The organism is Planctomycetota bacterium (genome assembly GCA_016207825.1).
Taxonomy (GTDB): Bacteria; Planctomycetota; MHYJ01; order JACQXL01; family JACQZI01; genus JACQZI01.
The window spans coordinates 31632-56308 of record JACQZI010000017.1; the positions used below are offsets into that span (position 1 = coordinate 31632).

24 protein-coding genes and 1 pseudogene are annotated in these 24677 nt (G+C 43.4%); 5 read left to right on the forward strand and 20 right to left on the reverse strand.

Annotated features, from left to right (window positions below; translation table 11 throughout):
* Positions 1 to 13 precede the first annotated feature (13 nt).
* The 10 genes from HY811_07200 to HY811_07245 all read right to left on the reverse strand — a co-directional run bounded on the left by HY811_07200 (position 14) and on the right by HY811_07245 (position 10038).
* Positions 14 to 1108 (reverse strand): GGDEF domain-containing protein, encoded by a 1095-nt coding sequence (locus HY811_07200; GenBank protein MBI4834586.1) that lies wholly within the window; start codon positions 1106 to 1108, stop codon positions 14 to 16.
* Positions 1109 to 1300: 192 nt separating this feature from the next.
* Positions 1301 to 1624 carry a helix-hairpin-helix domain-containing protein gene (locus tag HY811_07205; protein ID MBI4834587.1) on the reverse strand — a complete coding sequence of 108 codons (324 nt, stop codon included), beginning with the start codon at positions 1622 to 1624 and terminating at the stop codon, positions 1301 to 1303.
* A 23-nt stretch (positions 1625 to 1647) separates the two neighbouring features.
* Positions 1648 to 2610, reverse strand: coding sequence for a D-glycerate dehydrogenase (locus HY811_07210; GenBank protein MBI4834588.1), 963 nt, complete (start codon positions 2608 to 2610; stop codon positions 1648 to 1650).
* Entirely contained in the window at positions 2607 to 3242 is a 636-nt protein-coding gene (locus tag HY811_07215) for a DUF2344 domain-containing protein (protein MBI4834589.1), read from the reverse strand. Before HY811_07215 ends, HY811_07210 begins: the two co-directional genes overlap by 4 nt.
* 118 nt (positions 3243 to 3360) lie before the next feature.
* Positions 3361 to 5196 (reverse strand): hypothetical protein, encoded by a 1836-nt coding sequence (locus HY811_07220; GenBank protein ID MBI4834590.1) that lies wholly within the window; start codon positions 5194 to 5196, stop codon positions 3361 to 3363.
* Between the two features lie 38 nt (positions 5197 to 5234).
* The gene (locus tag HY811_07225) at positions 5235 to 6947 is read right to left on the reverse strand and encodes a hypothetical protein (GenBank protein MBI4834591.1); all 1713 of its coding nucleotides are present in this window, start codon (positions 6945 to 6947) and stop codon (positions 5235 to 5237) included.
* 1 nt (position 6948) lies between these two features.
* Positions 6949 to 7536, reverse strand: coding sequence for a hypothetical protein (locus tag HY811_07230; protein MBI4834592.1), 588 nt, complete (start codon positions 7534 to 7536; stop codon positions 6949 to 6951).
* Between the two features lies 1 nt (position 7537).
* Positions 7538 to 8182 carry a hypothetical protein gene (locus HY811_07235; GenBank protein ID MBI4834593.1) on the reverse strand — a complete coding sequence of 215 codons (645 nt, stop codon included), beginning with the start codon at positions 8180 to 8182 and terminating at the stop codon, positions 7538 to 7540.
* Between the two features lie 4 nt (positions 8183 to 8186).
* On the reverse strand, positions 8187 to 9251 hold the full coding sequence (gene pilM, locus HY811_07240) for a type IV pilus assembly protein PilM (GenBank protein MBI4834594.1): 1065 nt from the start codon (positions 9249 to 9251) through the stop codon (positions 8187 to 8189).
* Between the two features lie 13 nt (positions 9252 to 9264).
* Positions 9265 to 10038 carry a nucleotidyltransferase family protein gene (locus tag HY811_07245; protein MBI4834595.1) on the reverse strand — a complete coding sequence of 258 codons (774 nt, stop codon included), beginning with the start codon at positions 10036 to 10038 and terminating at the stop codon, positions 9265 to 9267.
* A 180-nt stretch (positions 10039 to 10218) separates the two neighbouring features.
* Here HY811_07245 and argS point away from each other — a divergent pair, with 180 nt between their 5' ends.
* The 3 genes from argS to HY811_07260 all read left to right on the forward strand — a co-directional run bounded on the left by argS (position 10219) and on the right by HY811_07260 (position 15005).
* Positions 10219 to 11943: an arginine--tRNA ligase gene (argS, locus tag HY811_07250; GenBank protein MBI4834596.1), complete on the forward strand. Its 1725-nt coding sequence runs from the start codon at positions 10219 to 10221 to the stop codon at positions 11941 to 11943.
* Between the two features lie 27 nt (positions 11944 to 11970).
* The gene (locus tag HY811_07255; GenBank protein MBI4834597.1) at positions 11971 to 13839 is read left to right on the forward strand and encodes a HEAT repeat domain-containing protein; all 1869 of its coding nucleotides are present in this window, start codon (positions 11971 to 11973) and stop codon (positions 13837 to 13839) included.
* A gap of 104 nt (positions 13840 to 13943) precedes the next feature.
* Positions 13944 to 15005, forward strand: coding sequence for a type IV pilus twitching motility protein PilT (locus tag HY811_07260; GenBank protein ID MBI4834598.1), 1062 nt, complete (start codon positions 13944 to 13946; stop codon positions 15003 to 15005).
* A 147-nt stretch (positions 15006 to 15152) separates the two neighbouring features.
* Here the strand turns inward: HY811_07260 and HY811_07265 are convergent, their stop codons facing one another.
* The 10 genes and pseudogenes from HY811_07265 to HY811_07310 form a co-directional block, all read right to left on the reverse strand.
* A complete protein-coding gene (locus HY811_07265) occupies positions 15153 to 15716 on the reverse strand; it encodes a helix-turn-helix domain-containing protein (protein ID MBI4834599.1) in 564 nt (187 codons plus the stop codon).
* Positions 15717 to 16581: 865 nt separating this feature from the next.
* Positions 16582 to 16776: a hypothetical protein gene (locus HY811_07270; GenBank protein ID MBI4834600.1), complete on the reverse strand. Its 195-nt coding sequence runs from the start codon at positions 16774 to 16776 to the stop codon at positions 16582 to 16584.
* Positions 16777 to 16874: 98 nt separating this feature from the next.
* Positions 16875 to 17135: a hypothetical protein gene (locus tag HY811_07275; protein ID MBI4834601.1), complete on the reverse strand. Its 261-nt coding sequence runs from the start codon at positions 17133 to 17135 to the stop codon at positions 16875 to 16877.
* 42 nt (positions 17136 to 17177) lie between these two features.
* Positions 17178 to 17360 (reverse strand): annotated as a pseudogene (locus HY811_07280) (type II toxin-antitoxin system PemK/MazF family toxin).
* Positions 17321 to 17533, reverse strand: coding sequence for a type II toxin-antitoxin system PemK/MazF family toxin (locus HY811_07285; protein MBI4834602.1), 213 nt, complete (start codon positions 17531 to 17533; stop codon positions 17321 to 17323). The pseudogene HY811_07280 and the gene HY811_07285 overlap by 40 nt, the downstream one beginning before the upstream one ends.
* Positions 17534 to 17543: 10 nt before the next feature.
* Entirely contained in the window at positions 17544 to 17801 is a 258-nt protein-coding gene (locus HY811_07290) for a hypothetical protein (protein MBI4834603.1), read from the reverse strand.
* Between the two features lies 1 nt (position 17802).
* A complete protein-coding gene (locus HY811_07295) occupies positions 17803 to 18519 on the reverse strand; it encodes a hypothetical protein (GenBank protein MBI4834604.1) in 717 nt (238 codons plus the stop codon).
* Positions 18520 to 18640: 121 nt separating this feature from the next.
* Positions 18641 to 18823 (reverse strand): hypothetical protein, encoded by a 183-nt coding sequence (locus HY811_07300; protein ID MBI4834605.1) that lies wholly within the window; start codon positions 18821 to 18823, stop codon positions 18641 to 18643.
* The gene (locus tag HY811_07305; protein ID MBI4834606.1) at positions 18823 to 20319 is read right to left on the reverse strand and encodes a cellulase family glycosylhydrolase; all 1497 of its coding nucleotides are present in this window, start codon (positions 20317 to 20319) and stop codon (positions 18823 to 18825) included. Before HY811_07305 ends, HY811_07300 begins: the two co-directional genes overlap by 1 nt.
* 99 nt (positions 20320 to 20418) lie before the next feature.
* The gene (locus HY811_07310) at positions 20419 to 22227 is read right to left on the reverse strand and encodes a PD40 domain-containing protein (protein ID MBI4834607.1); all 1809 of its coding nucleotides are present in this window, start codon (positions 22225 to 22227) and stop codon (positions 20419 to 20421) included.
* 173 nt (positions 22228 to 22400) lie between these two features.
* On the opposite strand from HY811_07310, the gene HY811_07315 reads away from it, so the two are divergent.
* On the forward strand, positions 22401 to 22859 hold the full coding sequence (locus HY811_07315; GenBank protein MBI4834608.1) for a hypothetical protein: 459 nt from the start codon (positions 22401 to 22403) through the stop codon (positions 22857 to 22859).
* A 39-nt stretch (positions 22860 to 22898) separates the two neighbouring features.
* Entirely contained in the window at positions 22899 to 24608 is a 1710-nt protein-coding gene (gene pilB, locus HY811_07320; GenBank protein MBI4834609.1) for a type IV-A pilus assembly ATPase PilB, read from the forward strand.
* The last annotated feature ends 69 nt before the right edge of the window (positions 24609 to 24677 follow it).

Genomic DNA, 24677 nt, shown 5'->3' on the forward strand with positions numbered 1-24677 from the left:
TCAAAAAGTATCTTTAAATGCTACAGACTTTGTTTCTGCCTGTTTGTTTTGCCTGATACAACGACTTGTCTGCCCGGCTGATAAGATGGGCAACATCTTCCATATGGTCATTGTATTCACTGACACCGAGGCTGATGGTAACTTCAATTTTAGAACCTTCTTGTATTATTATTCTATAACTTTCCACTTTTTTACGCACCCGTTCGGCAGCTTGTATAGCTCCTTTGAGATCTGTATTCGGTAAAATAATGGCAATTTCTTCACCGCCATAACGATAAGCTGACGATGTTTTCCGGAGATTTTTCTCTATCAGCTTGGTTATCTCACGTAAAACAAGATCGCCAACAGGGTGTCCGTAGGTATCATTTACTGACTTAAAATGATCTATATCTATCATAAGCAAAGAAAAAGGAGTTTTATGCCTGCGGCTTAACTCAAAGTAGGTTTGTATTTGAGCGAAAAAATGCCGCTTACTAAATAATCCGGTAAGAGAATCCGTGATGGTACGGCTGTAAAGAGTAGGTGTTTTAATGGCCAAAGAAATTATCTTGGCAAATTCCATAAGGTTTATCTGGATTTGCCCGACTTTTCTTGTGCGTTCCTCGGCATCGCCTTCCAATATGGTTTTAACCTTAACTACACCGACAGCCTCTCGGTCAGCTACTAAAGGCAGGCTAAAATCAAATTCATCCCCTGTTACGGAAAGGAACAGCCTTTGATGCTCAAAAGACTCTTTGACATTTTTGTTATTGACATTCTGGCGGTTTAATTCTTTTTCAAAATAAGTAACCCCTTTTTCCCTTTTAGCAACAGGGATTAATTTATCATCTCGCCCTGATTTCAAGAAAACAGTAACCGCATCGGTTTCCCCATATGAACTGCTTAATTGGGTGATAATTTCCATAGATTTAGTAAGGATTATCTCAAATTCAACATCCTCGTTAAGGATTAAGCTGATTTCCCGCGTGGCAGATAAAAGGTCTATCTTTGCTTGAAAACCATGGTTTTGCTTTATTAAATCAGCATTGTTTTTTTCAACTGATTTTATTTTATCCGATGCATCCTTATTTTTGATATTAGAAATAGCCAGGAGAACCAGTAAAATCATGCTATATACCGCGGTAAGCCCGGCAAATGCGGTTAATAAAGGAGGAAATGTACCGGAAAAACGAGGAGTCTGATATTCAGGGGAAAAATGATATACCGCCGCTAGGACAAGAGTGATAAGAGGAATCAAACATATTAAAAATATAACGATAATTCTAGAATACATAGTTTATACAATAAGTAAGCGAAAAGTTTAATCACTTATTGTTATTTTATTTTTTATTTTATTAAGAATGCCCTCGCTAAGCCCTTTTACCTCCAATAAATTAGTTAATTCAGTAAAACCGCCTTTTCCCACACGCATATTTTCTATTTCCCCGGCGATACCCGGCCCAATCCGCGGCAATAATTCGAGAACATCCCGCCCGGCTTTATTTATATTAATCAAAAAGTATTTTTGGGGTAAATCAAAATAAAACGGAGGAATAGGTTTTCGATAATATCGAACTGCGTAAACCGTTGAAAGAACAATCGCCGCCGATAAAACCAATACAACTTCATGAATTCTGCTATACATAAAAACGCTTTTTGTTTGCCTTGTTAATGATTTACTAAATTAGGCGGTTGTTTTCCGGAAAGCGCGATTACAACATTTTCGGCAACCATAGTGGCCATCTTATCCCTGGCCTCTTTTGTAGCACTGCCGATATGGGGCAATAAAACAACGTTATCCAGTTTCAATAAAGCAGGATTGACTTTTGGCTCATTTTCGTATACATCTAAACCGGCACCGGCTATTTGACCTGATTTTAAAGCCACCACCAACGCCTTTTCATTTACAACAGCCCCACGTGAGGTATTGACCAGATATGCGCTCGGCTTCATCAATGCAAATTCGTTTGAAGAAATCAGATGTTTAGTTTCCTGCATAAGAGGCGTATGTAAAGTTATAAAATCAGATTTACTTAAAACAGTGTGAAGACTGCTTTTCTTCGCTCCGGTTAAAAGCTCAAGTTTCCGATTACGGGATAAATCTGTATATACAATTTCCATATTAAAACCTTTTGCTTTATAAGCAACCGCTTGTCCGATACGTCCAGCACCAATAATCCCAAGTATTTTATTATTTAAACCGGTTCCTACCATCAAATCAGGCCGCCAAAACCACTTCTCTTTTTTACGGATAAACCTATCTGATTCCGCAATCCGCCTGGCGCAGGCAAAAATAAGTGCCCATGTTAATTCCGCCGTGGCATCAGTCAAAACACCCGGCGTATTTGTAACCATTATCCCCCGTTTAGAAGCATAAGAAACATCTATATTATCATACCCGACAGAATAAGTAGCGATAATTTTAAGGTTACTACCGGCATTTATAATATCTTTATCAATATTATCCCCAAGGAGACATATTAACCCGTCTTTGTTTCTGACCCTTTCCAGTAATTCCCTTTTCGAGACCGGTTGCTTTTCAGATTTAATCTCAATATTAAAACGGTTCTTTTTAAGGATCGCCAAACCGCATTCCGGGATTTTTTGTGTTATATAAACGCTTTTATTCATACACTGGCACTGTTAAGAATTGTTTTTATTTTACGCACATAAGCCGAGCTTAACTTCACACCGAAAGACTCAAGAACTTCTTCCGGAGAAACCGAACCTTCTGGCGTAAACTTAACGCCCAAGAACAGAGTCTGGTCGTTTAATTTACGAACATTTGTAATAAATTTCTTAACATCCTTAAGCTGAACTTTTTCCTTGCGGGTGCGTTGAATCAACACCTGTTTCTGCTCCATAAACCTAGCGATTTGGTGTTCATCAGGACTGTCTTTATACGAATTAAAAATGATATGATATTCAACCTCTTCAACCTTGGGTAAAACAGTAGATAAAACCGGTTCAACTTCAATAATCTTTATGCCCGAGGGAAGTTGTGCCTGGAATTTTTTGATAACATCGTTTGGCGTAATCCATTCAGAAAGAATCATATAAATCACCTCATCGTTAGACTCAATACCCAAGCTCAAAGCAGTCGGGAAAGAAATTCTGGGACGCGGGTTAAAGCCTTCTGACATTTTTACAGGTATGTTACCACGCCTGACTGCTCTTTGAATTGCCGTCATTAACTCACGATGGGAAAGAAAACGAGACTGGCCGTGTTTGGTAAAACGGACTTGTATAACAAACCGATTCATTAAGATATTTTACGATGATAAAAAAGGATTGTCAAGCAAAAGCTCAATCACTCTGCTAGAAAAGCATTAGGTAATACCTACAAGAGCAACAGTTGTTTAAACCGAATTCCTATCCCTATTATTCCTTATCCGGGTTCATTCCCTCCTCTGCTTTTTTTACTTCTTCAAGCTCGCTGGCTAACGCCTTCTGGCTTTCTTCGGCATTGCGAATAATACGGGGGGTTAAGAAAATAAGCAAATATGATTTGCGGATGGAATCATTCGTATACTTAAAGAGGAAATCACCCAATACAGGAATATCACCAAGCAAGGGGATTTTAGTTATGGTTTTACCCAAACGCTCCGTAGACAACCCACCGATTACTGCAGTTTGATTATCCTGCACAATTAAATGTGTCACCAAAGTTGACTCCTGTATCCTCGGTAAATCAATTGAGTTAGCAGTTCCGGCCGTAGTAACGGTGAAAGTGTCAAATCCCTGAGGAGTAGTCGCTTTAGCTCCGGTAAGAACCGTATTTTTGGGTATTATGGTCAGCATTATTTTCCCTGTCCCTCTAATTATATTGGGAACCACCAAAAGCTGGAACCCTTGCTCAGCAGGAGATTTACTTGCTTCTTTAATAGTCACCTGTGAAGTAGCGCCACCTGCCGTTGCCTCAGTAACGGTAACTTCCGGATAATGAATTTTTTCGCCAACCCAAATCGTCGATTCTTTTCCATCAAGCGTCATAATAAAAGGACGTTGCTCCAACTTTGAAAAAGCATCTTTTGAAAATATCCTCAAAGTGGATGTTAAATCAAAAGTGCTCAAAAAGCCCATGGCAAATTCACCGGCCTTATAAGTACCAGTTGACCCAGCTTCTAGCTCACCACCAACCCCAAATGGAGCTCGCGTAAGGCGTGTTTTATCAACCGCTGAACCGGAGCTTGTTGATTTAGGAACGGATGTGATTTTCCATCCGTCTGTTTCACCGGTGGTTGTATAATCTATACCGAATTTAAGCAAATCCTCGTTTGAAGTATTGACAAAGTTAACCATAAACATTATTTGTAACGGTTCAATATCCAGCTGTTTTACCATTTTTTCCATTTCATCCAAAGCAGGTTTGGTATCCTTGGCGATAATACTATTAGTTTTTCCGTCATATTTAAGCATGCCATTCGGGGAAAGCATATTTTGAAGTATTTCGAGTACGGTAAATTCCTTAGCCGGGTCGGGTTTTTGCGCGCTGCCTAATGCGTATGTAACGCTTATAGTTGCACGGTAATCTGTAGGAGGCCGCAAATATTGCAACTGGAAGATGCGGGTTTCCAGTTGTGAAGTCAAGGCTTCCTGACGGATTATCCTGTAAACATTATGCGCCTCTTTAACCACCACGAAACCGGACGTTTTACAGACATATTCCAACGCTTCCATCCACGGCACTTTAGAAAATTTGAATTTAGGCACGGTTACGCCTTCAACATCCCTCGCTATAATAATACTTACTCCGGCCATATCGGCAATACGGTTAATAATTTTATCCATTTGTCTTTTTTCCGGAGCATCACTGGTGATTTCCATGTCAACCCAAACGGCTCTCTTAATCTGAAAATAATTCAATTTGACTTCTTCGACAATGCAATCGCTCAAACGAACCGCCTCATTTAAAACATCGCGCCAAGGCAATTTGTTAACAGCCAATTGCTGGTTTATAACCACAGAATTATCCACTGTGATATCAGCAATTATAGTTACGCCTATTTTTTCAGATATGAATGTAAGTATATCCCTTAAAGGAGTATCTTTATTCCATTCGTTGGTAATGACCATCTCCTGTATGGAAACATCTTGTTTAACCTCATCGGCTTTCGGCGGTTGTGGCGTTACGACCGGTTCATCCGATACACCTATTCCGCAAAAGGACATGACCAATCCGAACGAAAGTAAAACTATAAGATATCGCTTTGCCATTTTGAGCCTCCTTTTCATATAAGTTAAAGTTAATTACCTTATTTTAAGACCAATTCTTCCCCTTTATAAGAAAATATGACTTTTTTATCCTTAGTAATCTTCTTTACGATAAGGCCTTCCTCAACCTTTTCATTTTCACCGTAATAATTCCCGTTAATTAAAACAGAGGCGACCGGCGTTTCCTGCGTAAAAGCAAACACGTCGTTAAACCGTAGCCCGAAAATACTTATTTTAAATGGTGATTTTAAAGCAACGATATCTCGCTTCTCATAAAACAAGACGCCATCAATCTTTATTCCCTTTACCGTATAAAACTCGTTGATTATCTTTGCCCGATTATTAAAACCTTCAACTTCTATAGCCAATTCCATTATTTTTTGCTCATATTCCGTGCCCTTGATTTCTTCCCGTGCACAATATTCTTTGAGGGTCTTTAATTTCTCTTCGAGTTTTCCGAAGAGGTTTTTTTCTATTGCAGCATTAAGGTCTTTTTTAATATCCGCCAAAATAGCGGCTGCGTTATCGCGCAAGTCTTTGGCGCGCTCGTAAAGCAATTGCTTAATCGGGAAAATCTCTTCAAGCCTTTTTACGACCTCATCCATTTGTTGTTTAAAATCTGTTTTATCTGTCTTATTAAGAGCCTCGTAAATGGCGCGGATTTCCAAATACTTATCGGAGAGTTCTTTTTCTTTGGTTTCCGGCTTCATTGTTTCATCCGCTATCATTTTTTCCATTTTACTTAATGAGTCCTTAGCACTATCGACTTTTTTTAACCATTCTAAATCATCTCCCGGATTTCCGTCTGACCCTGCGGGGCCTTCTCCTTTATTATCCCCTAAAAAATCCAAGTAAGGAGCTTTCTTAGCACCTTTAGGCGTATGGCGCGGGATAAACGGATCTATCCGTCCGTTTACGTCAAAAACCGTCCTCTTCTTTGAGCGCGCTTCTTCTTTCGAAACCATTGTCATAACCATATAATCATTCGTGAATTTCACGATATAGCCTTCCCTGTCTATTATTATTTTAAAGGTGTTCGGTTTAATTGCGGCGTCCGTATATTGGCATTCCACAAGATGACCTTCGGTCTCCTTCCCCATGACAATCTCGGTAATCTTACCGACTAATTTAACCTTTAATTCAGCCAGAGGAGAAGCGATACGCCCTTCGAAAATTATAGAGACCCCTTCGGTCAAATTTCTTGTCGGGTCAGGTGGCTGTTTAATAAGCCTACCGATGCATTCAAAATCATAAATCCCCCCTGCGGGAATCGGTTTTTCTGTTACATAAGTCTTATTGCTTGTCAGCAAATATTTAAAAACAATTTTATCTTCCTCGGCGTTTATAACAAGGTCTTTTTCCATATCCCTGCCAACCTGTCTGGTGGCCTCTATAAAAGAAAGATTATCCTGCCTGATATATATGGTTTTAATCTTGCGCTGTATTGGTAGATTAATCCCTGTTCTGGTCGGCGCCACTTCAGCCACTATTTTCCATGCAGGAGCTTCTTTAACAGTTACACTGGTCCATGTGGTATGGCCAAACCCAATCTGCAACCCCTTAGAATCTGTTATCATATACCAAATCTCTTTTGTAACCGGCTCCTGTTCCGGCTTAGCAGTTTCCTCTTTTCCTGATTGCCCCCAAACATTAACATTTTGAACAAACAATATTCCCGTAATCATGACGATTAAAACAATCATCATTAAGGAACGATGCATAAAAACATATATTAAATCAATTTTAGTTCTCATACTATTTAGCTGAATTTACGTAAGTGGTTATTTTAATAGTCAGCTCATGAATAATTTCGCCTGTTTTCAAAGCATCCCCCATTTTTATCGGCCTGAAAGAAAAACTGCTTACTTTAATAAAACGAGGATATTCTTCCAGTAGAGAAATAAATTTAATCAAATCAAATAATTTACCTTCAAGCTGTAAATCATAAGAAATCTGCTCGAAATCCGCGGTTACCGGAGCAGCTGATCCACGCCCGCCGCTGCTTTGAGTAATAGATGCTGTTTTTAAAACAACATTCACGCTATCGCTTAACCCGGTCAATGTCTCGACAAACACTTCGTAAGCAACCTCGTTTTTAGTCGGCAGTTGTTTTTGAAGCTCCTTGTTTTCTTCTTCAAGCTTTACTATGTCGTTTTCCAGTTCTTGTTTTTTCGGAAGTTGTTCTGACGCCGTCTTTAGCTTTGTTTCTATGCCTGCCAGTTCGGTACGCGCCTGGCTGAGATTCTTCCGAAAAACGAATATCCCCAATACCGCCAGGGTAACAGCAACAACCCCGGCCACGCCGAGCGTAACAAACAACAACTGTTTTTCTGACAATCTCATCTTACTTGGTTCCTGTAACGGGTAAACGATACAGCTCTATCTGGAAATCAGCTATCCAGTCTTCTTTCGCATCCGTTGCGTTAAGTTTAAACGTCAACTCTTCATTTATACCGCCATTAAAAATATCTATTAATTCCGGGGTGTTTTTCAGCCTGCGGCGGAAATCTGTCATAATTATGATAGGATTTTTACTTTCGTCCGGGGCCACTGCCTGGCAATTCATTTTTATCATGGCTTCAATAGCTTTTTTTGTCCTGGTTCCACCGATTGCTTTATCGGCGCATTCAAAACTCGTCACCCAAACAGTCTGATTTTCGTGCAACACATCAAAAAGCGTATCAATTGCATGCCACCATTTGAAAACGCGTGATTTTGTAATCTTTTCCGCAGCTTCTTTCCACTTCTTTAAGTCATTTTTTTTCTGCTCTAAAGCTGGAATCTGATTTAAAATTGCTTCTACTTTAGCCAATTCTACGTTCTTCTCTGTAATATCCTGTTTTACTTTCTTGGTATCCATCATGGTTTTGACATCCCAACCTAAAACGCCTAGACATACTACCACGGCTATAATAATACCAACGAACCGTGGTAATGGTGTTCGTTCTTTACGCCTTCGTTCAAACGGAATCAGGTTTATTTTTAACATATGCTTATTTCGGTTTTACGCGGGAAGCCAACCCTATTGCTATAGCCAAACGGGAAGCATGCCGCCCGATATCTTCTTTCGTAAGCTTTTCTTCATCAACCGCCAAATACTCCAATGGATTCCACCAAATCGGACGTTTCTCCAGGTTCTTTTCAAAAGCATCTTCCAACCCAACCAAACGGCCGCTTCCTCCGGAAAGATAAACCATGTCTATTGGTTTTTCAAACTGGTGCTCAAAGTAATCAAAAGATAAATGCACTTCGTGAATCAAATCATCCACCAAAGAAGCTGTTGCATCTTTAATATCTTCTATTTTATCAGCCGGGTTGCATTTAAGTTCGTCGGCCTGAGCAGACTGCAATCCGGTTCTTTTGCTTATTGCCTCCGTGAAATCATTCCCGGCAATGGTTATCTCACGTGTAAAACAGGAAACAGGACCTGACATAATATTCAACGACGACTTAATGGTCCCGATATCAATCAAAGCTATTGTCTTATTATCCTCGACCTTACCTTGATTAGCCGCCAGCATCTGGTGAAGCTCGTAAGCGTTGCCAAGAGCAAAAGTATCTATATCAATAATATACGGCCATAGCCCAGCTCCTTCCAAAATAGCCAGGTGGTCTTCAATCAAAGTCCGTTTGGAAGCCACCAAAACCACCTTCATCTCTTTGTTTGCAGAATCCGCCGGCGGCGCTTCTGCGCTTGCCGGAGCAGGCAAATCCATGCGCTGGCAATCGAGCACAACTTCATTTGCTTCAAAAGGAATATACTTGCTGGCTTCATATTTTATGGCATTAGGCAATTCTTCATCAGACATTTCCGGCATTGTGATATAACGAACGATAACCGGCCTTCCGGAAACTGCCGTTACCACTTTCTTTGAACTAAACCCCGCTTTTTGGAACAGGCTTTTCAGGAATTCCTTCAAATCGGCTCCGGCCGGTATATCTTCAACGGCATAACCGGTAATGGTATAAACGCCTTCTCCGCTGACAAGCTCAACGGCCTTAACGCATTTACTCCCGATATCCAAGCCGATTAACGATTTTCCTTTTATTTTCGCCATAAAATTTATATTTTCACGCTAACGTTAAAGACGTATGATGACGTTTGACTTTTTTAGCGAAATACTCATTCGCCTTATTATAGGAATCAATATCGCCTATGTCAAACCATTTACCCTTCATTTCACAACCAAAAAGAGCAGTTTGCTTATAAAGCCATTGGATATAATAACCGGGCGCATCCGGGTTATAACAGCAATCCAAATAATCGTTTATTAACCCTAACCTATCCCTGGAAAAAATATACAAACAAACAGCCGCTAATGTGCTTTTGGGAACAGGCGGCTTTTCTTCAAATTCAACTATTTGTTTGGCTTTATTTAAAGTAGCAATACCATACTGGGAAAGAAGCTTTTCGTCAAGTTTTTTAAGATTAATTAACGCAATACAAGGCCCTTTCTTTTTATAAAAATCCACGAGCGGTTTCAGCGCGAAATCAAAAAGATTATCTCCTGCCACAATCAAAAGGTCATCGTTTATCTTCTCCTGTTCAATCACAAAACGGATATCCTTGATTGCACCTAACCTGTCATCAGGAGAAGTCGTACCGTCGTTAACCACCGTAATTTTCTTTGGACCTTTAAATTCTTTTACCCACCTCTCGTAATTCGGATAAAACCGCTGGTTAACCACGATAAACAATTCCTTAATCTCTTTGATTTTATTCAGGCGTTCAATCGTCCAGTTAATCACCGGTTTGCCGGCAATTGCCAGTAATGGCTTGGGCATATTTTGGGTTAGCGGGTATAATCTAACGCCGTATCCGGCTCCTAATATCAATGCCTTCATAATTTTCTTTATTATAAATTAATACGGCGTGCGGTCAAGAAAATATACATACATAACTATAAAGATAATACGCCTCCCCTCTTAAAACAACAAATTCCCCCGCTTTTCAGGCTTTTCAATCCCTTTATTATCCTTGACAAACTTATACGGGCTGATATATTTAGTTCTCAAATAGCTTTTATGAATATACTCAAGAATGAAATAACCAACCTGCTTAAAGGGCATGACACCCTGTCAGGAATAAATATCGACTCTGTCCTGGAAAGGCCGCCGGACCGGGCTAAAGGCGATTATGCTTTAGCCTGCTTTTCACTGGCTAAATCGCTGAAACAAGTTCCTAATAAACTCGCCTCGGATATTGCCTTGCAATTAAAACCTTCGGGCCTCATTGCCTCCATCCAAGCAGAGGGCGGTTATATAAATTTCAGGGCGGACCCGGTAAAGCTGACGCCCCTTGTCATAAAACAAATTCTTACGGATAAAGAAAAATACGGGACATCCTCTATAGGCGAAGGAAAAACCATCGTCATAGATTACTCCTCGCCAAATATCGCCAAGCCCATGGGTATCGGCCACTTGCGCTCAACGGTCATCGGCAACTCTCTCTATAAAATATTCTCCGAGCTTGGGTATAAATGCATCGGCATAAATTACCTGGGCGACTGGGGCACACAGTTCGGAATGCTTATTGCGGATTACAAGGAAAACAAAAACCTCTATTCCGAATTTAATTCCGCGTTCCTGTCCGAACGCTATGTCGCTTTTAACGAACGGGCTAAAACCCAGCCGGAGCTCCTGGAAAAAGCGCGTGAGGAATTCAAGAAACTGGAATCAATGAATTCGGAAAACATGGAAATCTGGAATAAATTCCGCGCGCTCAGCATTAAGGAATTCCAGCGCATTTATAAATTAATAGGGGTGAGCTTCGACGATTACTCCGGCGAATCAGCCGTAACCAATATCAACGAAGTGATTGCCCTGATAGAAAACAAGGGTTTGTGCGAAATCAGCGAAGGCGCTTTAATCGTCAACATGGAAAAACAAAACTTACAGCCGTGCCTCTTAAAGAAAAGCGACGGCGCCACCCTTTATGCCGCGCGAGACATCGCCGCCGCCATCGGCCGCCACGATAAATATAAATTCCATAAATTAATCTACGTGGTCGGCGCGGACCAGAAACTCCACTTCCGCCAGTTCTTTAAAGTCCTGGAACTGATGGGCTACGAATGGGCAAAGGAATGTGTCCACGTTGAGTTCGGGCTGGTCCGTTTATCCGGTGAAAAAATGTCCACCCGCCAGGGAAAGACCATCATGCTGGAAGAAGTCCTGAACGAGGCGATTGAAAAATCCAAACAGGTGATTAAATCAAGGCCGCGGGAATTATCCGATAAAATCGCTTCCGCCGACCCCGATGAAATCGCCAAAGCGGTCGGCATCGGAGCGATTATCTTTAATGACCTTAAAAACAGACGCACGCGGGATGTGGATTTCAACTGGGAACACATTCTCTCATTTGACGGCGAAACCGGGCCATACCTGCAATATACCCATACAAGACTGGCAAGCCTCCTGGAAAAAGCCAAACACACCGGTTATAATACGGAAAGCGTTTCGCCGGCAAAAGCGGAACTCTTGACCGCGGATGAAGAAATATTACTTGCTAAACTCCTGAATGAATTCCCGGAAACCATAGAAAAAGCGGCGAAAAATTTCGAGCCGTCTATTCTCAGTAATTATCTTTTGGAACTCTCCTCGGTTTTCAACCGCTTTTACCGTTTCCACAAAGTGATTAACGATTTGGATAAAGATTTGAGTAATGCCAGAATATCTCTGGTCCGTTCCTTAAAATATGTTCTGGCAAAAGGGTTAAGTCTTCTCGGAATTAATCCTATCGAAAAAATGTAACTGCATCAAGAAAAGGAGTTCGACTAAATGAGGAAATTATTATTAACCCTGCTGGGAACGGGATTGTCAATTATCTATTTGGGTTGCGGGTCAACGGCAAGCGAAGTAAAAAAACCGGTAACGGCAAAAGAACCGCCGCCGGCAACCAAGCAAGCCCAACCGTCGGAGCTCGTTAAAGAAAAACTCTCCTTGATAGAAGAACTCGGCTCTGACGACTGGGAAACCAGGGAAAAAGCACAGAAAGAACTGGAAAAAATGGGGGAAAAAGCGGAAGGCCAGCTTAAAGAAGCGGCCAAAAGCGCAAACCCAGAAATAAGGAGCCGGGCCACCCGTATCCTGAAACTTATTGAAACTCAAAAGCGGTGCAAACTTTCCGATGGCTTCTTAAGAGAATTCCCAAATATTTATTATAATATCCTGGGGCTTTCCCCGGCGGGCAAATATGAACTCTTGGAAGAAGTTGTTTCCAAAGATAAAAACGGGCAGTTGAAATTCATCGGGAAAATCTCGCCCGCCGATATCGCCGTATTGACTGGCGAAATCTTGCGCGAGGACGGCAAAGGGCTAACCGATGACCAGAAAATAAAACTTATCCACACAAACTTATCAAGCGGTTTCGGGCAGATAAACCAATCCGGCATACATTTGATAAAACTCCTGAAGGATCAGAACACGGAAATAAAACGCCTGGCCATCGAAACAGCAGGCTACATGGGTGTAAAAGAAGCAATTCCGGAAATCCGGGCTTTCCTAAAAGATCCTGCCGGGATACTGCGCGGCTATGCCGCCAAGACGCTCGGAACGCTGGGCGATAAAGAAAGCATGAAAGACATCGCCGCGCTCTTAAACGACTCAGAAGCACTCCCTTACGAAGTAATCAACGCGCTGGTCATGCTCGGCGCTAAAGAATATGTAAATGAAATAAGACCTTTATTAAAAAGTGGTGATTCCTCTGCGCGGGTGGCCGCTGCCGTGGCCATGGGAAATTTTGGAGACAAGGAATCGATTCCTCAGCTTATGGAACTGCTTGGTGATTCGTCGGATTCCAGCGTGCCTGCTATGGCGGCCGAGGCACTCGGCAGGCTCGGCCACAAGGAAGCCATCCCGAAAATAATACCTCTCCTGGGCGCGGAGACATCTGATTGCCGAGAATATTCACTTAGGGCGCTGACCACCCTCAGAGCGTCCGATGCCGTCCCGGAAATAATGAAAAGACTGAGTGATGAAGACCCCTATATCACCCAGCTTTCCATCCAATCCCTTAAAATTCTCGGTTCTAAAGAGCTTATCCCGAAAATGATTCAAGAGCTACAAAGCAACAGCGAGCCTTCCCATCAGGAACCCTACCTAAAAATCGACCTCTTAAACACGTCCGCCCACATGATGGCAAAGGAACTCTTTCCGGAAATAGCCAGTCTCTTGAAAGATTCAGACAAAACAACCGTCGCCGTAGCGGCTTTTTCGCTTATCAACGCAAATATCGGGATGACCGGCGAGGAAGTCCCGGAAATAACGGAACTTCTGAAAAAAGAAAATGTCTCCAGCGCCCAGCTTAACGAAATCTCCGAGCCGGTTTATGGATTCTTCCCGGAATACACCGCGGAAAAAACAGCCGGGTTACTATCGGATAAAAGAAAGGCTGTCCGGGCATCGGCCCTCTTAACATTGGGCAACTTAGTCCTAAAAGAATCCACGCCGGAAATAATAAAAATGCTCGGTGACAAAGAACCACCCGTCCGCGCCACGGCAATTTCCGCCTTATGCAACCTCGAAGCGGTTAACGCCTCGGACTATATCAAAAAGCTTTATTCGGATAGCGACCCGGCAATCCGAGCCATGGCAGAACTCGCCATCCAATACTTAAAAACAATCGAGGAACCGCCGCCACAGGAATAAAACGAAAATAATATAAAACCCTGAAGTTTTCTTGACCTTAAAAAGGTATTCTGTTATAAACCCTTTTATCAAACAGTGTTAACTATTTAACAAGGAGATAAAAAATGGCGTCATTTGAAGACCTGCTGGTCCAATTGGTAAAAAGAGGCGGTTCTGATTTGCATATCACGAAAGATTCTCCACCGCGCATCAGGGTGGACGGCAAGTTGGCTCCGCTTGAAGGCGACAAACTGACTGCCGCAGACTCCCAAAAATTAATCTACGGTCTTCTGGACCCATCCCAGGTTGCCCGTTTTGAAAAGAATAAAGAGCTCGATTTCTCTTTCGGTATCGAAGGCTTAGGCAGGTTCAGGACGAACGTTTTCATGCAGCGCGGCGCGGTCGGCGCAGTCCTGCGTATCATCCCGACCAAAATAAAAACATTCGAGGATTTGGGGCTTTCCCGGCAGGTCTGCGAATCGCTGTGCAACCTGCCCAAAGGCTTGATTCTGGTCACCGGCGCGACCGGCAGCGGCAAATCCACCACCCTCGCCGCGATGATTGATTTCATCAACACCACGGATTACGGGCATATAATCACCGTGGAAGACCCGATAGAATTCGTCCACTCGAACAAAAACTGCCTGGTCAACCAGCGCGAAGTCGGCTCGGATACCAACGAATTCAAAAACGCCTTGAGAACGGTCTTAAGGCAGGACCCGGACGTGGTGCTAATCGGAGAAATGCGCGATACGGAAACGACCGAAGCAGCATTGACCATTTCCGAAACCGGCCACCTGACATTCGGGACACTGCATACCAGCGATTGCGTCCAGACCATGAACCGTATCATAGATATCTTCCCGGCTTACCAACAATCGCAGATACGGACTCAATTATCCTTTACATTATCAGCCGTATTCTGCCAGCAGTTGTTACCGCGTGCAACCGGCAAAGGGCGCGTGCTGGCGGCGGAAATCATGCTTGCCAACTCTGCCATCCGCTCGCTCATCCGGGATAATAAGGTACACCAAATTTACTCGGTCATCCAGACCGCCGGGAAGTCCGGAATGAAGACGATGAACCAGTCGTTATACGAACTCTATAAATCAGGCACGATAAAATATGATACGGCATTGGAATACTCAAGCGACCCGGACGATCTGAAACGCCTGATGCAGAAATAAGACAATAAAAAATTAACCCAAAACCCCGTTCTCTCGCGGAGCGGGGTTTTTTCATATCTTTAATGAACAACCATACTTATTCCACGCAGATAATATCTTCCAAGCGCCACATCTCCGCCCTCTCCATACAAAACACCAAGGGAGGTGTCAGACGACCTCTGTTCCCGGCATACTTAAACGATGAATCTCGTAACTAGTCCAATGTTTGTATTCTTCAGAATTTGATTGTACCTTCTCGAATTCCGCGGGCGCAACCACCACCAACAATTCCCAATGAACCGGCTCATAGGGCGAGGCGGTATTCAAACGCACCTTCTTGTATTCCACTTCCACAAATTCCTCTTTCCAGTTGCGGCCTGAACCGGAATTGGCCTTCCATTCGACATAAAGGGCTGTCAAGCCCAATTTGCCGGAAAAAGCCTCGTCAAATATATAATACTTGTGCCCGCTCATATCAGATTTCGGCCTGGATTCTTGCAGGTATTTCTTCAGGACCTCGGCGCGGAAAAAATAAGGCCTTGCCCCGGTATGCCCGAAGGTGTAATATTTGTAAGTGACATAACGCTCCACATCCGCACGGTGGAACCGCCAGGCGCGGCCTGCTTTGAATGCCGGTAATTTCCCTGCCTTGGCTAAGCGGTAAACTGTGTGGTTATTTACCCGCAGGTATTTTGCCACTTCGTCAAGGGTCAATATTTCAGGAAGTTCCATAATAATATTATACCAAACCGGACACTATTTAGCAATATTTTACTCTATTTAGCAATATTGTACATTAACCCCTACCCTACCTACCCACCCTCTGTACGGTAGGGAAGGGCGTTCTGTACGGTGGGGAGAGGTACTCCGTACGGTATGGAAGCATACTCTGTACGGTCAGGAGCGGTATTCCGTACGGTATGGAGACACGCTCTATACGGTCAGGAGTGGTATTCCGTACGGTATGGAGGCACACTCTGTACGGTCGGGAGTGGTATTCCGTACGGTATGGAGGCATACTCTGTACGGTCGGTATGAGTATTCTGTACGGTCAGGAGAATGCACCTGATGGGTATGGAGAAGTATTCGCTTGGGTATCCGGGCACCTTCGCTATGGAATACTGGGATTCTCCCTTGGGGAGGATAGTTTTTTTAACCTGAACCGACCCTAGTATAGATTAATCCCACCTCTTGTATAGATTACTACCCGTCCTAGTATAGATTACAGCACCCTCTTATAAGGATTATATCCCCCTCTCGTATAGATTATATCTACTACCCGCATAGATTGTACTATCCTATTACAGAATATACTCCACCTCATCATGGGATATCCATCCGGTATTTGTCATACTTTAGAAGAAGTTCTTTCCATGCTCCGTTCTGTACACCCTTGTAATGGACACGTCGGACAGTAAAACCAGGATTTATAAACCTCACCTAACCGCCCGGTGAGTTTAGCCTCACGCATTATTTTAATGGCGTTTTTTAGTTTCTGGATAGCCTTATTTTGCACCTTAACTTTAAAGGTTTTGCCCGGATATTGGACCAATCCATATTTAGGCAATTTATTATAGGTGGCTTCCACTAAAAGCGCCTAGGCAATTAATTGCATCCGAACCGAACTATAAAGTTTTTTAGGCGGTGCGGCGGATTTAATTTCAACCGGTATGTAATTTTCGTCTTGTTTGATAACATAATCAGGATAGCCTCTGATAAAGTAACGAGGAGCCGAAAGCATTTTAGCATCTTTTACACTAATTCCTTTATAAACGATTTCCCCTGCGGGCATATTTGTTTCATTTTGCAAGGCTTTTGCTGAATGCCTTAAAACATACCATATGATAAAAAATAAAAGCGCAATAAATAAGAACCAATAAATCATCTTGTTTATTTAAGCATTAAGAGGATGATAAAAGCTAATAAAGACGAGAGTCCTATAATTAAGAATGCAACCGACCACCGGCTATAGCTCTGTTCTTTTTTAACGTTATCCTGCTGATGGGCATGGAAGACTTCGCCTTTATGTAATAATTCAAGGTCTGCGGAAATGACACCGGTTCTCCTGAGCCACCAGGCATGAGGGCAATAAAAGAATTCATTGATTTCTGATGCGCTAACCCATATTTCTTCGCGTTTATCCGGTTCCATGATTTTACGATTTATAGTTCGCCCTGTCGTCCCCAGCTTTAGTTATAACCTCATTAATGTTTTGATATGTTTTTGCAATAGAACGAAATGATCTGATTCAAGCATGCCTATTTTAGTTGTCAACTGCCTTCTATCGATTGCCATTATTTGAAACGGCAATAATACCGACTTCATTTTAAGGCCATTTACAGGTGAGGGCTCAACAGGGAAAGCAAATGGAAAACGAAGAGCCCCACTTGTTTAGTAAAAGGAATAATTACAATAGTCGGGAGAGTGGAATAATCATCTTCATCCTGAACTATAACAACCGGCCTGGGTCCGCTTTGCACATGCGTGTGTTGGTCTTTTGGAGAGGGTAAATTCGCGTAGACAATATCACCATTTTTAAATATCGCCATTTGTTATTTCTCATCTGGCTTCTTCATAAAGGCCTAATCCTTCTATTCCAGCCTGTTCTAACCCATGAAATTCTCTTTCGATTTCTTCGTTAATAAAAGGAGGATTTTCACTTATATTATCCGAGCCTGAATAAACGTAGTTGCTAAGGGGGATTCCAATAAGGTTCTTATCTTTCGTCACTTCAACCACATAAAAGACAATAGAAGGCTGTCCCCACTGGTCAGACCTTTCTCTCAATGCCGAACTGTTAATTTCTTTGGTTATCATATTAATTTCCTCCATTTGGCGTTGCGGTAATAAATTTTATTACTTCAGTTTTAGCGTAACTATCCACTAAGTTTAGCAATTTCCCCGGCTCAAAATTCTTAGTGGGTTGCAATGGCTGCGGCCAAACAAATTGAGTTTCCACAAAGATTTTCTTGGTATATCTTAAAAACGATTCTATTTTAACTTCTATTTCACAAGGAATCTTCTCATCTTTCTTCGGCGGCATAACAAGCCTGAGGCCACCTCCAAGAACTGGCCGGCCTAATGCCGACAAACCCGTCTCATCTTGCCCCAATCTTTTTTCCCAAAGATACTGAAACGCATGCTGTTCTTTTGATTGATACAGATATCTCAAGCAAACATCTCTTTTAATGATTTGAAACGGCTGTTTCCAAATATTATTAAACGACAAACAAATCGCCTCCGCCTGTTTAATAAAAAACGTGCTGTCCTCTTTTGGCTGAGATTCTATAATCAATAATTGCCCTATTCCTATGGGCGTTTGTGCTCCTGCTATGATTTTAAGCTGTAAGTTAGGGCTCTGTACTTCTTTAACAAAGTTAAAGCTGGTTTCTTCTCGTTGCGCCGTAACAAAATTAACGCCCTGCCCTCCCAGCTCTTTCTGTAAATCCAAAAACGCCTCTTTAGTCAATACTGGCATTGGGGCAAAGATATAATTTACGCCAAAGTGAAATGGTATTCTTGATTCTGTTAACATATATCCTCTTTATATAATACGAGTTCTTACATTCAAATGCAAGTAATTTTTACCGATTTTGTATAACCGCTATAATATCGGGAAACGCTTTATTAAAGTACACCTTTTCCCGCGTTGCCATTCAACCTTTTTCCCCGCTAAGCCCTAAAAATGACACCCTCACTTCGGCGACCGGATTATCAGTTTCCTGTTTACCCACGCACCAGAAAGCCACAGGTGTAAAGCCGTGGAGCTTCATCGTATCGCGCAGATTTAAGACACCCCGCACCTCTTGATTATTAACTTCACTTTGGTAATTTCTCATCACGGCACGGCCAATATATAATCAGCCACTGCCGGAGTTACGTTAATCGTGCCGAGAAAAGTTTCCCCAATCCAAATATCCACCGCATTATTTGCCTGATAAGAAAACACATTCACTTTAATTGAAGCCGTGTTTGCCGGAATATCCACATACAGCGTATTCACCTTATCAAGGTTTCCGGTCCACTGCCCCCAAGGCTCATTCGGATACCAGCCCTGCCCCTGGAGTTTATTGGCTTCAATCGTTCCGAAATCTACGCGTTTTAATACCGAAGTATCCGCCGCCAGAAACTCCAGATACGTAAAAGCCAGCGCCAGATACCTGCCGTCGCCCGGGACAGGGGTTGTTTCCACCTGCGAATATTGGAATTTTATCCTTTTGGCGGATGTATTCTGACCGGTAAAGTATTTATTTATTACTTCAACCGAAGGCTTGGCTTCCAGTGTGGAGCTGAAGGCGCCGTATTTCAAATCGAGATCCTCCGCCCCGGCGCGGCATAAAGCAGTCGCCGGCGGATTATTCAAATCCATAAGCATCCAAAAAATCCCACCGGCAAGGTTTTCGTTATTGAAAATAATATCGGAATGGCTTGCCAGGCGGGTGACATTGCCTGATGCGCTTGCCCAGGCGTTGCCGGCGGAGGCATAGCCGTATTCCTGGTCGACTATGGGCATAGCTTTGCCGAGGCTCGCTTTTAACGTTCGGATTTTCGGCCCTAAATCAGCCGGGTCTTCGTAACGGTGGAAAGAGATAAAATCCACGAAATCCTTGGAATCCGCGGCTTTATCAATCTTCCCGAATCCAGCGGTGATAAGGTGGTTCCTGTCCAAAACACTGATATGCGCCGACATATCGCGGTAGAAGCTGAGGAGTTTGTCGTAATCCGTTCCGTATTTATCCACCAGCATATCGCCTTCGTTCATGATATCCCAGGCGGCGATGGTCGGGCTATTGCGGAAATGCGGGATTAATTCCGTGAGGTATTTTTTGGGGGTTTCGTGGTCGCCATTATCGATAAAAGCCCAGCCGGGCATATAGTCAAAAAAGCCCAGTATTACCTTTAAGTTGTATTTCGCCGCGATATTGAGAAACCGCTGGATAGAGTTTATATAAGCCATGGTCGGGTGGTAATTGGTGTAGATATCTTTGCTTTCATCCGGATTATCGGTAGAATAACCGTAATCAATAAATGTCCTGACCGTATTCGCTCCGAGCGAGGAAGCCAGGGCAAGCTCTTCATCCACTTCAACCCAATCCCATTCGGCCATGGACGCCCAGGCATAGTTCCTGGGGAAGTAATTAAAACCTTTCATGGTAAAGGCGGAATTTCCATGCATGAATTTATCGCCGCTTGTGGTTAGGAAATAATTGCCGCTGCTGCCCGTATTGATATCATGGTTTTGGCTTCCGAAGCATCCTCTAAACGCAACGGTAAAAGAAACGATTAAGAAAGCTAACAGCAGGATAATAAGCTTTAACGCGCGCTTTTTCCCCATATTAATCACTGACGATATTCCTAATAAACAGCTTTACTATATTATTTATTACAGAGAACAGCCTGCTTAATTCCGTAATTTCGAGGAACCGTCATCCCATTACTTCGGCGACCAGATGACTTGCTCCCCGATATCGCCTCCGTTGGTTGCCTGGTATATCTTGCCGCTTTCCACTTCTATCACGTAAATATTATAAGTCTTCCTGAAGGCAATCCATTTGCCGTCCGGACTCCAAGAGGGAGATAATTCCTCATCCTTGCTATCGGTCAGATTCTTAAATTCGCTCCCATCCGCTTTCATAATACAGATATCATTGGTAAAATGTCCGTGGGGCGAACACTGGACAATCACCAGGGAGCCGTCCGGAGACCAGATGAGCGGCTTTCGGTCCAAAATCTTTACATCCAATTGGGTTTTGTTGGTGCCTTCCGAATCCATGCTAAAAACCTTTACCCCTTCGCCTATCTTACTGCTGAGAAAGAGTATGCTGTCGTCTTTCGGAGAGCAAACAGGAAAATCGTCCCAGCCATCACTGTCAGTGAGCTGTTTTTCATCGCCGCCGTCTATGTCTATGCTAAAAATCCGGAAACTATTATCCCGTGAACTGCGGTAAACAAGGCGGTCACTGCCGGAAGACCAGCTGATATTTTCCGCGCCGCCTTTGCCTGAAGTCAGCTGTTTAAGGCCGGAGCCATCGGGTCGGACAACCCATATATCCGGTGGATTATAGCTTCTGGAATTTTCAGTTTTGCTTTCCACGGAAGAAGAACTGAAGGCAATCCATCTGCCGTCCGGCGACCAGACCGGTGCGCGGTCTTCGGCATCGTTTTTGGTCAGGCGGGACAGACCACGCCCGTCTATGTTTACGGTGTAGAGTTCTGTAGCCTCGCTTATGGGATGGGAATCAAAGACGAGCTTCATGCCGTCCGGCGACCAGGCGACGAAATCCTTGAAGCCGCCGGTCTTGGTGACCGGCTTGCACTTTGAGCCGTCCGGATTCATTACGTAAACCTCATACTGTCCCTCGCGGTTGGAAATGAAAGCAATCTTTCCCGGGAGCCCGGCGAGTTCGGCAACGGGCTTTTGCCTGGACTTCGCGCCGACATTGAAGCTATGCTTTTTTATTTTCCAAGCGCCCCCTTCTCTGACAAAATCCACAGAGCCTTCTCCTTCCTGGTCTCCCATCTTGCCTTCAAAGGAAAGTGTTCCTTCATCTCCGGAGATAGCCACATCCGTCACGGTCGTTTCGGTCGGCATAAAACCAATGGCCATGGACATAAGCTCCTGCGGGTCGCCCAGTTGCTCCATTTCCTTGATGGCATCCGCGGAAAGATATTTCTTTAGCTCTTTAAAGTCGCCGGATTTCATGGCTTTGCGGAAATTATCATAAAGTATTTTTAACGCGTCTTCATCGCTTGAGGGCTTTGATTCCGGTTTTGTATCTTTTTTATCCGGCTGGGGAACGGGCGGCTGGACGGGTTTGGGAGGGGCCGGAGGAGGGGTAAAATCGAACTCTTCATCAAACTTCTGCCCGGAAAACTTCCACTCACCGTCTTCCAGAACCATATAGACCGTGCCGGAAACGCTGCGTCCATTAAAGGTGCCATCCACCATCAGGCTCGCCTTTGACTGGAAGACAGAAATACCGAAGATATCAACTTGAGAGGGCGTCTTCTTTTTAAGCTCCAGAAGTTTCTGTTTTGAATCGTCTGTTTCAAGCTCGTGGCGCAGTCCGGCGGTAACACATTTCTTAACCGTTTCCAGGTTTTCTTCGGCAACGGCAGTAATGTAATCGGTATACGCTTTTTTTGCCTCGCTCTTGTCGTCACCGACGGCTTTATAGATAAAAGCACCGTTTAAAGAAATAACCGCCAAAGCGATAACCAGTGTTCTAAAAAAAGATTTCATAAAACGCTCCTTGTTTTTATTATAGCGCCTCTAACATTATTCAATAAAAGGCGTTTAGTCAAGAAAATACCGCGCGGGCGCTCTGCTCCACCGGTCGGAATAAAATCTTCAGATAAATATTATTTTTCTCTTGATAAATCTATTTTTTGAGGATATAATATATAGCAGTATTTATGGTTAATATTTCAAAGATAACCAAGAAGCGCCTGGGCGAGCTTTTGGTCTCCGAAGGCTTAGTCACCAACGACCAGGTTACCGAGGCGTTAACCGAGCAGAAAAAAGTCGGCTCGCTCCTGGGCGAGACGTTGATTAAGCTGGGTTACGTAACCGAATCCGATATCGCCGCGGCAATAGCGGCGCAATTCGGGCTGCCTTATATTGATACCTCCCGTTACACCATAGAAAAAGAGATTTTCGAACTGATTCCGGTGGATTTCATGAAGAAAAACGAGCTGATTCCGCTGGACAGAATCGGCAATATCATTACCATTGCCGTATGCGGCCCTTTGAGCGAGAAAGTCTTTGAGGAACTGGAAAAGCTTATGGGATGCGAAGCATATCTTTTTGTTTCAACTTCGTCACAAGTTCATAAAATAATAGAAGATTTTACATCAGGCGAGAAAAAGAAATAGCCCCGACACCCTTGTCGGGACTTGCAAGAGACTAATTATATGGCGAGTAATTTCAGCGGCTGGTTAAAGATGTTTCTAGTTAAGAAGAACCTGCTTACCGAGGAGCAAAAAAAAACGGCTGACGATATAACATCCAAGGATAAAAGATTATTAAGCGAAGTCCTGATAACCAATAAGTTTATTGAAGAAGAAACCTTATTAGCCTTGATTGCCAGGGAAGCGCGCATCCCACCCATAAACGTGGAAAAAGTCTTGCCGGATGAAGCGGCCCTTAAGATGATTCTGGAAAGCCAGGCGCATTCTTACGGGGTTCTTCCCGTTTCCAAAATAGGCGATATCCTTACCATTGCGGTAAGTAATCCTTTCGACATACTTAAAATAGACGACCTGAAAATAATCACCGGATGCGATATCAGGTATGTAGTGGCACTGGATTTCCGGATAGCAGAGCGAATCCGCCCGTTTTATAACCCGGAAGAACTGGCCATGGAAAAGATGCTGGAGGAAAACGAAGAGACCGACGAGGTGGAGCTTACCAAGCACCAGATGGAAGACGTGGACGTGGCATCGTTGACTGCGGCGGGAGAAGACGCACCGATTGTGAAATTCGTCAACCTGATTATTTATAAAGCACTCGAGGAAGGGGCAAGCGATATTCATATCGAGCCCTATGAAAACATGGTGGCGGTCCGTTATCGCAAAGACGGCGTGCTTCATGAAGCAATGCAGCCGCCCAAGAAGATTTTCAACGCCATCATTTCACGCGTAAAAGTAATGACTTCGCTCGATATCGCCGAACGCAGGGTTCCCCAGGACGGCAAATTCCAGATAAAGTATGAGAACCGTCAGATAGATTTCCGCGTTTCCACCCTGCCGACCATTTACGGGGAAAAGGTCGTTATGCGCGTCCTGGATTCTTCCAGCATTAATTTAGGACTGGATGTTTTAGGGTTTGAACCGCAGGCAATGAATGCATTTAAAACGGCAATTATGGCTCCTTATGGAATGATTCTGGTAACAGGCCCGACCGGAAGCGGAAAATCAACCACTTTGTATTCAGCGTTAAAAGCAATCATGTCGAATGAAGATAATATCATGACCGTGGAAGACCCGGTGGAATACCAGCTGGAAGGCGTCGGGCAGGTACCGATAAACCAAAAAAGGGGAATGACCTTTGCTTTGGCATTAAGGTCTCTTTTACGCCAGGACCCGGATAAGATAATGGTCGGAGAAATCCGCGACGGAGAAACGGCCGATATCGCGGTAAAAGCGGCGATGACCGGGCACCTGGTTTTAAGCACGCTCCATACGAACGATGCGGCTTCGGCTATCACACGCCTGGCTGATATGGGAGTTGACCCATTCCTGATTGCCTCATCAACTATCCTTCTTTCAGCGCAAAGGCTTGCCAGAAAACTATGCGAAAGATGCAAACAGCCCTTTGACCCCCTTCCGCCTCCGGAAAGATTAATCAATATCGGTTTTAAAGAAGCGGAGTGTAAAAACATTATTTATAAACCGGTCGGCTGCGCACATTGCCGTGACGGCTACAAAGGACGTTTTGCCTTCCTGGAAGCGCTTGAAATTGATGATGAAGTACGCAGGATGATTATTAAAAGCAAGTCTGTTTTTGAGATAAAGAAATATGCCGTAGATAAAGGAATGATTACCCTGCGCCGTTGCGGGGTGCTTAATATCCTAAAAGGAAAGACCTCTATTGAAGAAGTGCTGAGAATGACCGAGGCATAACCGGCCAATTACCACAGAGAAGACAAGAAAATCAAGTTTTACCGACTAACATCCAAGAAAAACCCTGTA